Source organism: Amycolatopsis sp. H20-H5 (assembly GCF_035828755.1).
Lineage (GTDB): Bacteria > Actinomycetota > Actinomycetes > Mycobacteriales > Pseudonocardiaceae > Amycolatopsis.
Genome location: NZ_JAYMZS010000190.1, coordinates 1 through 11,747 on the forward strand (window position 1 = coordinate 1; position 11,747 = coordinate 11,747).

General features: G+C 71.1%; 11 protein-coding genes and 1 pseudogene. All 12 read left to right on the forward strand.

What is annotated here, in order from left to right:
* Positions 1 to 590: pseudogene (locus QMK34_RS45185) on the forward strand (hypothetical protein); the annotation flags it as partial.
* Complete coding sequence (locus QMK34_RS45190) at positions 587 to 967, forward strand: hypothetical protein (protein WP_326421040.1); 381 nt, start codon at positions 587 to 589, stop codon at positions 965 to 967. The pseudogene QMK34_RS45185 and the gene QMK34_RS45190, both read left to right, overlap by 4 nt.
* A 142-nt stretch (positions 968 to 1,109) precedes the next feature.
* A complete protein-coding gene (gene sucC / locus QMK34_RS45195; protein WP_326421041.1) occupies positions 1,110 to 2,279 on the forward strand; it encodes an ADP-forming succinate--CoA ligase subunit beta in 1,170 nt (389 codons plus the stop codon).
* Between the two features lie 2 nt (positions 2,280 to 2,281).
* Positions 2,282 to 3,172: a succinate--CoA ligase subunit alpha gene (gene sucD, locus QMK34_RS45200; protein WP_326421042.1), complete on the forward strand. Its 891-nt coding sequence runs from the start codon at positions 2,282 to 2,284 to the stop codon at positions 3,170 to 3,172.
* A gap of 233 nt (positions 3,173 to 3,405) precedes the next feature.
* Positions 3,406 to 4,152: a DUF5336 domain-containing protein gene (locus QMK34_RS45205; RefSeq protein ID WP_326421044.1), complete on the forward strand. Its 747-nt coding sequence runs from the start codon at positions 3,406 to 3,408 to the stop codon at positions 4,150 to 4,152.
* A 207-nt stretch (positions 4,153 to 4,359) separates the two neighbouring features.
* The gene (locus QMK34_RS45210; RefSeq protein WP_326421045.1) at positions 4,360 to 5,889 is read left to right on the forward strand and encodes a cell division protein PerM; all 1,530 of its coding nucleotides are present in this window, start codon (positions 4,360 to 4,362) and stop codon (positions 5,887 to 5,889) included.
* A 75-nt stretch (positions 5,890 to 5,964) separates the two neighbouring features.
* On the forward strand, positions 5,965 to 6,582 hold the full coding sequence (gene purN, locus QMK34_RS45215; RefSeq protein WP_326421046.1) for a phosphoribosylglycinamide formyltransferase: 618 nt from the start codon (positions 5,965 to 5,967) through the stop codon (positions 6,580 to 6,582).
* Positions 6,579 to 8,153 carry a bifunctional phosphoribosylaminoimidazolecarboxamide formyltransferase/IMP cyclohydrolase gene (gene purH / locus QMK34_RS45220; protein ID WP_326421048.1) on the forward strand — a complete coding sequence of 525 codons (1,575 nt, stop codon included), beginning with the start codon at positions 6,579 to 6,581 and terminating at the stop codon, positions 8,151 to 8,153. The genes purN and purH overlap by 4 nt, the downstream gene beginning before the upstream one ends.
* Before the next feature lie 325 nt (positions 8,154 to 8,478).
* Positions 8,479 to 8,889, forward strand: a complete 411-nt coding sequence (locus tag QMK34_RS45225; protein WP_326421049.1) for an SgcJ/EcaC family oxidoreductase — start codon at positions 8,479 to 8,481, stop codon at positions 8,887 to 8,889.
* Positions 8,890 to 8,913: 24 nt separating this feature from the next.
* Positions 8,914 to 9,864: a sigma-70 family RNA polymerase sigma factor gene (locus tag QMK34_RS45230; RefSeq protein ID WP_326421051.1), complete on the forward strand. Its 951-nt coding sequence runs from the start codon at positions 8,914 to 8,916 to the stop codon at positions 9,862 to 9,864.
* Positions 9,865 to 10,188: 324 nt separating this feature from the next.
* On the forward strand, positions 10,189 to 10,896 hold the full coding sequence (locus QMK34_RS45235; RefSeq protein WP_442785363.1) for a hypothetical protein: 708 nt from the start codon (positions 10,189 to 10,191) through the stop codon (positions 10,894 to 10,896).
* A 20-nt stretch (positions 10,897 to 10,916) separates the two neighbouring features.
* Positions 10,917 to 11,747: DNA polymerase Y family protein (locus QMK34_RS45240; RefSeq protein WP_326421054.1), on the forward strand; the 831-nt coding region annotated here is incomplete at its 3' end.

Consider the following 11,747-nt stretch of genomic DNA (forward strand, 5'->3'; position numbering starts at 1 on the left):
GTACCGCGGCGACCGCCAACGACGTCGTGCGCACCGCTTCGATCACGTTCGGGCTGGGTGGCGCCGTCCCGAGCGCCGGCTACTACGACATCGGCCCCGGCGTGGTCGCGACCTTCATCGCGCTCGGGCTGGCGACGCTCACCGCGCTCGCGGCGGTCGTCGCCGGGGTCGTCGAGCGGGAAGACGCCGAGGACGAGAGCCGGGCGTCCGGTGCGGTGCTCACCCCGGTCGTGGCCGCGGGCGTGCTCGCGATCGTCGCGTTCGGCCTGCCGACGTTCACCGCGCCCGACTACGTCCCGGCCGGACTGTGGTCGAACTTCGACATCCCGTCCTGGGGCCTGCTGGCCACGATCCTGGTCGTGCTCGGCGCGCTCGCGCTGGCCGTTCGCGCCCGGCCGGTGCCGTCGGCCGCCGCGCTGACCGGTGTCGCGCTCCTGATGGCGCTGCGGGCGGCCGAGTTGCCCTTGGTCGGCTCGTCGATCGCGGGTGCCACCGCGGCGGCCGGGTTCTGGCTTTCCCTCGCGGCCGTCGCCGCTTCGCTCCTCGCCGCCGTCATGGCCGCCACCGGCGCCCGGCGGACCGCCGGATGAGCGGCATCCGCGCCGTCCCGCGCGTCGTCCTCGTCGAGCTGGGCGCGGACGGCTCGGTCGGCGACGCCACCGCGTTGGGCAGGTTACTGCGCGACGACGGCGTCGAGGTCGTCTACACAGGACAGTTGACGACCGTCGAGCAGATCGTCGCCACGGCCGGCCAAGAGGACCCGGACGTGCTCGGGGTGGTCGTCGCCGAAGGACAGACGGTGTCGCTCGCCGGGCTCGCCGGTGCGCTTCCCGGTATTCACCTCTTCGCGCTCGGATCGGCCCCGGACGGGGTCGAGACCGTCTTCGAAACCGCCTCGCAGGTGGCGGAATGGCTCTCCGGTGTGCGGGCTCACACTCCGCGAGGACCGTCTGACCGCGTACGGTGACCGACTTCACCAGGTGCGGAGTGCCCAGCTCCGGCGCAGGTCGCTAACCTCATTTGCGTCCGGCAGCAGGAGTGGGTTCGGCAATGAACCAACACAGCGTCGATTTACACAGTGGCGTGTCGTCGTCAGGGAGACTGGAGTAGTGGACCTCTACGAGTACCAGGCGAGGGATCTCTTCGCCGCCCATGGTGTACCGGTTCTGCCGGGTGCCATGGCGAACACAGCGGAAGAAGCCAAAGCTGCCGCAGCGCAGATCGGCACCCAGGTCGTCGTCAAGGCGCAGGTGAAGGTCGGCGGTCGCGGCAAGGCTGGCGGCGTCAAGCTCGCCCAGACGCCCGACGAGGCCAAGGAGAAGGCGGAAGCCATCCTGGGTCTCGACATCAAGGGTCACATCGTGCACCGCGTGCTGGTCGCCGAAGCCTCCGACATCTCGGAGGAGTACTACTTCTCCTTCCTGCTGGACCGGGCCAACCGCACCTTCCTCGCCATGGCGTCCTCCGAGGGTGGTGTCGAGATCGAGCAGCTGGCGGTCGAGCGCCCCGAAGCCCTCGCGAAGATCCCGGTCGACGCGATCGTCGGTGTCGACAAGGCCAAGGCCGTCGAGATCCTCAAGGCGGGCAACTTCCCCGCCGAGGTCGTCGACGAGGCCGCCGACGTCGTGGTGAAGCTCTGGGAGACCTTCGTCTCCGAGGACGCCACCCTCGTCGAGGTCAACCCGCTGGTCCGCGACCCGCAGAACAAGATCATCGCGCTCGACGGCAAGGTCACCCTGGACGAGAACGCGTCGTTCAGGCACCCGAACCACGAAGAGCTCGTCGACAAGCAGGCCGAGAACCCGCTCGAGGCGAAGGCCAAGGCCAAGAACCTCAACTACGTCAAGCTCGAGGGCGAGGTCGGCATCATCGGCAACGGCGCGGGCCTCGTGATGTCCACTTTGGACGTCGTGGCGTACGCGGGCGAGAAGCACGGCGGCGTCAAGCCCGCCAACTTCCTCGACATCGGCGGCGGCGCTTCGGCCGAGGTGATGGCGGCCGGGCTGGACGTCATCCTCAACGACACCGACGTCAAGAGCGTGTTCGTGAACGTCTTCGGCGGCATCACCTCGTGCGACGCGGTCGCCACCGGCATCGTCGAGGCGCTGAAGATCCTGGGTGACGAGGCCACCAAGCCGCTCGTCGTCCGGCTCGACGGCAACAACGTCGTCGAGGGTCGCCAGATTCTCGCCGACGCGAACCACCCGCTCGTGACCGTGGTGGACACAATGGACAACGCGGCCGACAAGGCCGCCGAGCTCGCTGCGGCAGGTGCGTGAACATGTCGATCTTCCTGACTGAAAACAGCAAGGTGATCGTCCAGGGCATCACCGGCTCCGAGGGCACCAAGCACGCCACGAAGATGATCAAGTCCGGCACGAACATCGTGGGCGGCGTCAACGCCCGCAAGGCGGGCCAGACGATCACCATCGAGGGCAAGGAGCTCACGGTCTTCGGCACCGTCGAAGAGGCGATGAAGGAGACCGGCGCGGACGTGTCGGTCATCTTCGTGCCGCCGAAGTTCGCCAAGGACGCGGTCATCGAGGCCATCGACGCCGAGATCGGCCTCGCCGTGGTCATCACCGAGGGCATCCCGGTGCACGACGCGGCGTACTTCTGGGCGCACGCGGTCGCCAAGGGCGGCAAGACCCAGATCATCGGGCCGAACTGCCCCGGCGTCATCAGCCCCGGCAAGTCCAACGCGGGCATCATCCCGGCGGACATCAGCGGCCCCGGCCACATCGGCCTCGTGTCGAAGTCCGGCACGCTGACCTACCAGATGATGTACGAGCTGCGCGACATCGGTTTCTCGACCGCGGTCGGCATCGGCGGCGACCCCATCATCGGCACCACGCACATCGACGCCCTCGCGGCGTTCGAGGCGGACCCCGAGACCAAGGTCATCGTGATGATCGGTGAGATCGGTGGCGACGCCGAAGAGCGCGCCGCGGACTACATCAAGGCCAACGTCACCAAGCCGGTCGTCGGCTACGTGGCGGGCTTCACCGCGCCCGAGGGCAAGACGATGGGCCACGCCGGCGCCATCGTCTCCGGCTCGTCGGGCACGGCGGCCGCGAAGCAGGAGGCCCTCGAGGCCGCCGGCGTCAAGGTCGGCAAGACCCCGAGCGAGACCGCTGTTCTCGCCCGTGAGCTCTACAACAGCCTCGGCTGAGTTCTTTTCGCACCGCCACCAAGGGCCGGGCACCGTTTCGGTGCCCGGCCCTTGGTGTATCCAAGACGTCGGTATCCCAGACTGAATGCAACCGATCGGGTGAACGAGACGTCTGACAGGCCGAGGCCGCGCGTAGTCGCGTGTGCGCTAGCGTTCCGGCAGCACAGTGGCCTCGTTCGTCCCGGGTGTCGCCGCATGCCCCGGGTGCCGGTCCAACGACAGGAGAGCATCGGATGACCTTCCCCAGCGGCGGGCCTGGCTACCCCCAGCAGGGCGGCCCTCAGCACCCCCAGCAGCCCGCGCCCGGCACCGGCGGATTCCCCCAGCAGGGGCCCCCGGCGCCCGCTTCGCCGTCGAGCCTGCCGCCCATCGGCATGCTGCTCGCCCTCGGCGTGACCGTGCTCGGCGTGGTGCAGTACTTCCTCGGCTTCTCCGACGAGGCGAGCGGCGCTGATTGGGTCACCACCTTCCTGCTGGCCGGTGGCCTGCTGGCGGCGCTGCCCCTGCTGCCCAGCGGCCCGAAGACGCTCCCGTTCGCCGCGCTGCTCAGCGTGCTCGGCGGGCTGCTCGCGCTCGACACCGTCATCGGGATCCCGAAGCAGAGCAGCACCCCCGGCATCGTCGTGGTGATCCTGATCCTGGGCCTCCTGCAGCTGCTGGTCGCGGTCGCGGCACTGCTGTTCGAGCACGGTGTGCTCAAGATGCCGCCGCCGAAGGCCGCGCCGCAGAACCCGTACGGCCAGCAGTACGGCCAGCAGGGTCCGCAGAACCCGCCGGGCCCGTTCGGCCAGCAGGGCGGTCAGTCGCCGTACGGCCAGCAGCCGGGCCAGTACGCGCCGCCCGCCACCCCGCCGCCGGGGCAGCAGGCCACGACCTACGCCCCTCAGCAGGGGCAGTTCTTCCAGCAGCCGCCCGCCGAGCCCGGCTCGCAGAACCCCGGCACCCCGCCCGGCGGCTTCGGCGGCAACTCGCCGAGCTGATCCCGGGCTCAAGGACCACGACTCGTCGACGAGTTGCGGTACCGAGAGCCGGATTTTCGCCAGAAAAAGCACCCGCTGTGACTCTCCGTGTCACAGCGGGTGCTTTTTTCGCGTGGGCTACCCGACCGGGTGGGTTGCCTCTCGCGGTCACCCGAAAGGCGGCGTGGCTCACCCGGACGGCCCAGCGCGGATGCGAGGGTGCCGATCATGGAGCTGCTCACCGAACCCGAACGCCCCCAGGGCGACCCGGTGGTGGGCGACGCCCGGCCCCGCCCGGAGATCTCTTCGGCGACGCGGGTGCGAGTGTTGCTCGCCGCCGCGCTCGGCCCGCTGATCACCGGGTACGCCGCGGTGGCGACCCTGCTCGCGGTGGTCGGCCTGACCGCGGACAGATCCGCTTTCTCCGCGGGCGGGACGCTGCTCGCCGCCGGTCCCGGCTGGCTGGCCGTCCACCAGGTGCAGCTCGAGATCGGCGGGCACCCGCTCGGGGTGCTCCCGCTCCTGCCCACCCTCGGCGCCGTGCTGCTGGTCGCCAGGACCGCGGCGGCCGCCGCCCGGCGGCTCGGCTGCGAGTCGCCGCGCCAGGTCGTCCCGGTGCTCGCCGCGATCGCCGGCGCGCACGCCCTGTTCGGCCTGACCATCGCCCTGCTGTCGGCCGGGAGCCCGCTCGTCGCGGGCCCGCTGGCCGGTTTCGTGGTCCCCGGCGTGCTCGCGGGGCTGTCCGCGGTGTGCGGGATCGCGGTGCGGTGCGGGCTGCCCGCGGTGGTTCGGGAGCAGCTGGACCCGCTCGCGATCCGCGGCGTCCGCGCGGGCGCGCTCGGGCTGGCGGCCCTGCTGGTGTGCGGTGCGGCCGTGTTCACGCTGGCGACCGCGCTGTCGGCGTCCACTGTGGACGATCTGTTCGAGCCAGCGTTCGGCAGCAGTTTCGGGCTCTTCCTGCTTTCGCTGGGCTACCTGCCCAACGCCGTCGTGGCCGCGCTGTCGTTCGCGACCGGTCCCGGCTTCTCGATCGGGCCGCTGTCGGTCGACATGTTCTCCTACCGGGGCGGGGCGGTGCCCGGCGTGCCGATCCTCGCCGGGATCCCGGCGAGCCACGCTTCGTGGTGGCCCGCGCTGATGCTGCTGCCCGCGCTGGCCGGGGCGCTGGTCGGTTGGACCCTGCGCAACGCCGACGAGGACCCGGGGGCGCGGATCCGGACCGTCGCGGTGGCCGGTGCGGTGGTCGGGTTCGGCTGCGTGCTGCTGGGGACCCTGGCGGGCGGACGGCTCGGCGACGGTCCGTTCGACCCGGTGAGCGTGCCGGTCGGGGTGGCCTCGGTGGTCTCGTTCTGCTGGATCGTCATCCCGGGCGCGTTCGTAGCGTTCTTCGCCGGGCCGCACGAACCGGCCAAGGCCCCGGGCGAGCTCGAATACCTTAAAGGCGCTGAGAGTGCTGAGGACGCTGAAGGCGCTGAGGGTGCCGAAGCAGCCGACGAGACCGAAGAGGCCGACGCTGAAGCGGTCGCCGAAGACGGCGAAACCGCGGAAGACGCCGAACTCGACGCCGAGGCTGAGGCCGAACTCGCGCTCGAACTCGGCGACGAGCCCGAAGAACCCGAGGCCGTCGACGAGCTTGCCGAGGCTGAGGCTCCGGAAGTCGACGAGGACAGCGTCGAATCGGCTCCTGAGCAGGCGGAGGCTGTGACGGACTCCACGGAGGAGTCTGGCGGCGACGGCGGGCCCGAGGCCGACCGTTAGGGTTGGCGTGACCTGGTGAAGCGCCGCGCGCCCGAGTGCGCGCAGCCGTGCAAGGAGCCCGTTCTGGCTAGTCGGTTGGACCTGTCCACCCCGGTGAAGGTTGTCGTGCTCGCGTCCGGTTCGGGCACGCTGCTGCAGGCGCTGCTCGACGCCACCGCGTCGCCGGGGTATCCGGCGAAGGTGGTCGCCGTCGGCGCCGATCGCACCGGCATCGAAGCCCTCGACCGCGCCGAGCACGTGTCGATCCCGTCGTTCACGGTCCGGGTCGCGGACCACCCCGATCGCGCGGCCTGGGACAAGGCGCTGACCGCGGCGGTCGCGGCGTATGAGCCGGACTTGGTCGTGTCCGCCGGGTTCATGAAGATCCTCGGGCCGGACTTCCTCGGCCGCTTCGAGAACAGGGTGGTGAACACCCACCCCGCGCTGCTGCCGTCGTTCCCCGGGATGCACGCCGTCGCCGACGCGCTCGCGCTCGGCGTGAAGGTCACCGGGTCGACAGTGCACTTCGCGGACGCGGGGGTGGACACCGGTCCGATCATCGCCCAGGAGGCGGTGGTCGTGGAGACCGATGATGACGAAAACGTCCTGCACGAGCGGATCAAGGCCGTGGAACGCAGGCTCCTGGTGGAAACGATCGAGAAACTCGGCCGCGGTGGCTGCACCCTCGAAGGACGAAAGGTGAGGTTTTCGTGAGCACTGAGCAGGGACAGCATCCCGTCCGGCGTCCTGTCCGGCGCGCGCTGATCGGCGTCTCCGACAAGGCGGGCCTGCTTGAGCTCGCGACCGGGCTGCACGCGGCCGGGGTCGAGATCGTGTCGACCGGTGGCACCGCGAAGGTGATCGCCAACGCGGGTGTGCCGGTGACGCCGGTCGAGGAGGTCACGGGCTTCCCCGAGTCGCTCGACGGGCGCGTCAAGACGCTGCACCCGCGGGTGCACGCCGGGCTGCTCGCCGACCTGGACCGGCCCGAGCACGTGGCGCAGCTCAAGCAGCTCGAGATCGAGCCGTTCGACCTGCTCGTGGTGAACCTGTACCCGTTCCGGCAGACGGTCGCGTCGGGTGCGAGCCCCGAGGACTGCGTCGAGAACATCGACATCGGCGGCCCGGCGATGGTGCGCGCGGCCGCGAAGAACCACAGCTGGGTGGCCGTGGTCGTCGACCCGGACCGGTACTCGTGGGTGCTGGAGCAGGTCGCCGGCGGCGGTTTCGACCTCGACGACCGCAAGCGGCTCGCGGCGCAGGCGTACGCGCACACCGCCGCGTACGACACCGCGGTCGCGGCCTGGTTCGCCAACTCCTACGCGCCGGCCGACGACTCGGGCTTTCCCGAGTTCACTGGCGCGACCTGGGAGCGCTCGGACGTCCTGCGCTACGGCGAGAACCCGCACCAGCAGGCCGCGCTGTACAAGCACTGGCGCCACGGCCTCGCGCACGCCGAGCAGCTGCACGGCAAGGCCATGTCGTACAACAACTACGTCGACACCGACGCCGCGCGCCGCGCCGCCTACGACTTCGACGCGCCCGCGGTGGCGATCATCAAGCACGCGAACCCGTGCGGCATCGCCGTCGGCATCGACATCGCCGAGGCGCACCGCAAGGCCCACGCGTGCGACCCGGTGTCCGCGTTCGGCGGGGTGATCGCGACGAACCGGCCGGTCAGCCGCGAGGCCGCCGAGCAGATCGCCGAGGTGTTCACCGAGGTCGTGCTGGCGCCGGAGTTCGACGAAGAGGCGCTGGAGATCCTGCGGCGCAAGAAGAACATCCGGCTGCTCAGGCTGCCCGAGATCGAGAACCCGGACCCGATCGAGTTCCGGCCGATCTCCGGCGGGATGCTGGTGCAGACGGTCGACACGATCTCCGCGCCCGGCGACAGCCCGGAGAACTGGGAGCTCGCGACCGGCACGCCCGCCGATGAGCAGATGCTGGCCGACCTCGAGTTCGCGTGGCGTGCGGTGCGCGCGGTGAAGTCGAACGCGATCCTGCTGGTGAACGAGCTGGCCACGGTCGGCGCGGGCATGGGCCAGGTGAACCGGGTGGACTCCTCGCGGCTCGCGGTCACGCGTGCGGGAGACCGGGCGAAGGGCGCCGTCGCGGCGTCGGACGCCTTCTTCCCGTTCGCGGACGGGCTCCAGGTGCTGATCGACGCCGGTGTCCGCGCCGTCGTCCAGCCGGGTGGCTCGGTGCGCGACCCCGAGGTGATCGCCGCGGCCGAGTCGGCAGGCGTGACCCTCTACCTCACCGGCACCCGCCACTTCGCGCACTGACACGGTTAGCCCGCTGACCTGCGTTTAGCGGGCTAAACGTAGTCGCCGGTGGGCCTGAGCAGGGCGTCGGCGAGCTCGTCGTGCCAGGTGCCCTGGCCGCTCCGCCGCGTGACGCGTCTTCCCGGCTGGCCTTCCCGGCGACGGTTCCGTCCGTGGTCCCCTCCAGTGCCCTGACCTGCGTTTAGCGGGCTAACTGTAGCGCTGAGCGTGGCTAAGGATCGGGGGGCGCAGGTCAGGGGTCAGGGGATTTCGCGCGGACCGATGAGTTCGGGGCGGGGCGGCGGTATACCCCGCTGTCAGCAACCCCTCCGGAAGGACAGCCGAGATGACCCTCATCGACTCCACCACCGCCCCGGCCACTGACGAGACCGCCGTGCTCGACGTGCTTCAGCAGGCCTACGCGGCTTGGGCGGCCAACGACGCCGACGCCTTCGCCGCGCTGTACGTCGCTGACGCCACCGTCGTGACGCCCGGGGTGTTCCACCGGGGCCGGTCCGCGATGCACGGTTATCTGGCCGGCGCGTTCGCCGGACCGCTCAAGGGCTCACACGCGATCGACGAGGTCCAGAGCGTCCGCGTGCTCGGGGATTCGGCGATCGTCGTCAGCAAGTCCGTCGTCGTGATGGCCGGGGAGAAGGGGTACCCGGCCGAGCGTGAGGTGCTGGCTACCTGGGTGCTGGCCAGGCAGGATGAGCGGTGGCTCGTGGCCGCTTACGCCAACGCGCCCGCGCGCTGAGCGCACTTTTCGTCGAGGAGGACCGTGCCTGCCCAGGACTTCGAGACGTCCACCGCACCCCACCGGCGTGAGCTCGTCGTCCACTGTTACCGGCTGCTCGGTTCGATCCACGAGGCCGAGGACCTGGTCCAGGACACGATGCTGCGGGCGTGGCGGGCGTGGGACCGGTACGACGAGAAGCGGGCCTCGGTGCGCACGTGGCTCTACAAGATCGCGACGAACGTCTGCCTGACGGCGTTGGAGAGCCGGGCCCGCCGCCCGCTCCCGTCCGGGCTGGGCGGTCCGAGTGACGACCCGGACGCCCCGCTCGTGCCGTCGTTCGAGGTGCCGTGGCTGCAGCCGTTCCCCGACGCGCGGCTGGACGATCCCGCGTCGCGGGTCGTACAGCAGGGGAGCCTGCGGCTCGCGCTGATCGCCGCGATGCAGGTGCTGCCGCCGAAGCAGCGCGCGGTCCTCATCCTGCGTGACGTCCTCGAGTTCAGCGCCGCCGAGGTCGCCGGGCTGCTGGACAGCTCGACGGCTTCGGTGAACAGCGCGCTGCAGCGGGCCAGGGCGGGACTGTCCGGCGCGACCCCGGTGGAGAGCCGGATCGCGGAACCGGCCGACGAGGCGGTCAAGGAGATCGTGGCGCGCTATATCCGGTCGTTCGAGGCCGCCGACGTCGACGGCCTGGTCTCCCTGCTGACCGAGGACGCCGTCCTCGAGATGCCGCCCGTCCCGCTCTGGTACCTCGGGAAGGTCGACTACGGACGCTTCCTCGCCCGGATCTTCGCCCTGCGCGGCGGCGACTGGCGGATGGTCCCGGTCGCCGCCAACACCCAGCCGGGCGTCGCCGCGTATTGCCGCGACGACGAGGGCGTCCAGCGGCTGCACACCCTCCAGGTGTTCACCGTCACGCCCGCGGGGATCTCGCACAACGTCGTCTTCCAGGACGCGCGAGTCTTCGAGGCCTTCGAGCTGCCCCTCACCCTCTGATTCGGCTGTCCCTGAAGGCCACCATGACGGCGTCTAACGCCGTCATGGTGGCCTTCAGGGACTTGAAACCGTGGCGCGCTCACCTGAGGGTTTGTTGGTGTGTAAGGGAAAGCTTCGACCCGGTTGGGGCGGCTGGCTGACTTGACAACCGCTCGCGGAAGCGGTGTACTGGACATGTCGAACAGGTGTTCGACATGTTGTTGGATGGGCTGAAGCCGCCTTCCCCGCGGTGATCCGGTGCCGTTCCGCCCCTGCCTCGTGCGGGTGCTGGCGGCCGTGTCGCGGTGGGGAGGTGAGTGGTCGATGACGGCTGTGCTGGCTGACATGCGGGCTGCACCTCTGGCAAAGCTGGCGGCTTTGCCAGGGGTGAGCACGGCCAGCGGGGTGGCGTCCGCGGCCGAGCACGCCAAGGTGACGGGAGGGGTGCTCCCGGTTTCGCCGGCGTTGTCCGGCCTGCTGCCCGCCACGGGGCTCCGGCGCGGGAGCACCGTCGCGGTACACGGCTCGACCTCGCTCCTGCTCGCCCTCCTCGCCGAGGCCACCGCCGCCGGTTCGTGGGCGGCCGTGGTGGGCGTCCCCACGCTGGGGCTCGCCGCCGCCGCGGAGCTTGGGGTCGAGGTGGCCAGGCTCGCGCTGGTCCCCCGGCCGGGGGCGGAGTTCCCCGCGGTGACAGCCGCCCTGCTCGACGGGATGGATCTCGTCGTGGTCGGCGTCGGCGCGGCGCATCCCCAAGTGGCCAGGAGGCTGTCCGCGCGGGCCAGGAACAGGGGCGCCGTGCTGCTGTCGCTCGGTCCGTGGCCGGGCGCCGAGGTGGAACTCGACTGCCGTGGCGGCCGCTGGAGCGGGCTGAGCGAAGGTGCCGGTCACCTGCGGACGAGGCAGGTGGTCGTCCGAGCCCGGGGAAGGGGTTCGGCGGCCAGGCCGATGTCGGCGGAGTTGCTGCTGCCGGGTTCTTCGGGGGCTCCGGTGCTTTCGGAGCGGGCCCCCGCGGGAGAGCTCGTGGTCCTCGCACGCGAGGAGGCAGCCGGATGACGAGTCCCGTGCCCAGCCGCATGCTGGTGCTGTGGTGCCCGGACTGGCCCGTGGTGGCGGCCGCGGCCGGTGCCGGGGTGCCCGTGCCGCGACCGGCCGCGGTCTTCTCCGCGAACAGGGTGGTCGCCTGTTCCGCGAGCGCCAGGGCACACGGGGTCCAGCGGCGGATGCGGCGGCGGGACGCGCAGTCCCGCTGCCCGGAGCTCGCGGTGTTCGGCGAGGACGAGGCCAGGGACGCCCGGTTCTTCGAGGCCGTGGCGATGGCGGTCGAGGAGCTGGTCGTCGGCGTCGAGGTGGTGCGTCCCGGGCTGGTCGCGGTGCCGATTTCCGGCGCCGCGGGTTACTTCGGCGGTGAGCACGAGCTGCTGGAGAAGCTGGTCGACCAGGTGTCCGCCGCGGCCGGGGTGGAGTGCCAGGTCGGGGTGTCGGACGGGCTCTTCGCCGCGACACTGGCCGCGCGCCGCTCGGTACTCGCCGAGCGTGGCGGGGGTGCGGAGTTCCTCGCCCCGCTCCCGATCGAGGAGCTCGACCAGTCCGGCGCGGAGCGGACGGAGCTGGTCGACCTGCTCAAAAGGCTGGGCTTGCGCACTCTCGGGGCCTTCGCCGCGCTCACCGAACGGGACGTGGCGACCAGGTTCGGCAGTGCCGGGGTGTTCGCGCACCGGCTGGCGAGTGGCCGGTCCGAGCGGCCGCCGTCACGGCGGCGGCCGCCGCCGGAGCTGTCGGCAGGCAAGTCCTTCGACCCGCCGCTCGAACGGGTGGACGCGGCCGCGTTCATGGCGAAGTCCCTGGGGGAACGGTTCCACGCCGGGCTCGCCGAACGCGGCCTGGCCTGCACGCGGCTCGGGATC

Excerpts from the sequence above, each read along its gene's own strand:
- QMK34_RS45190 (WP_326421040.1), top strand. The coding sequence starts at position 587 with ATGAGCGGCATCCGCGCCGTCCCGCGCGTCGTCCTCGTCGAGCTGGGC.
- sucD (WP_326421042.1), top strand. The coding sequence starts at position 2,282 with ATGTCGATCTTCCTGACTGAAAACAGCAAGGTGATCGTCCAGGGCATC.
- QMK34_RS45205 (WP_326421044.1), top strand. The coding sequence starts at position 3,406 with ATGACCTTCCCCAGCGGCGGGCCTGGCTACCCCCAGCAGGGCGGCCCT.
- QMK34_RS45210 (WP_326421045.1), top strand. The coding sequence starts at position 4,360 with ATGGAGCTGCTCACCGAACCCGAACGCCCCCAGGGCGACCCGGTGGTG.
- QMK34_RS45225 (WP_326421049.1), top strand. The coding sequence starts at position 8,479 with ATGACCCTCATCGACTCCACCACCGCCCCGGCCACTGACGAGACCGCC.
- QMK34_RS45235 (WP_442785363.1), top strand. The coding sequence starts at position 10,189 with ATGCGGGCTGCACCTCTGGCAAAGCTGGCGGCTTTGCCAGGGGTGAGC.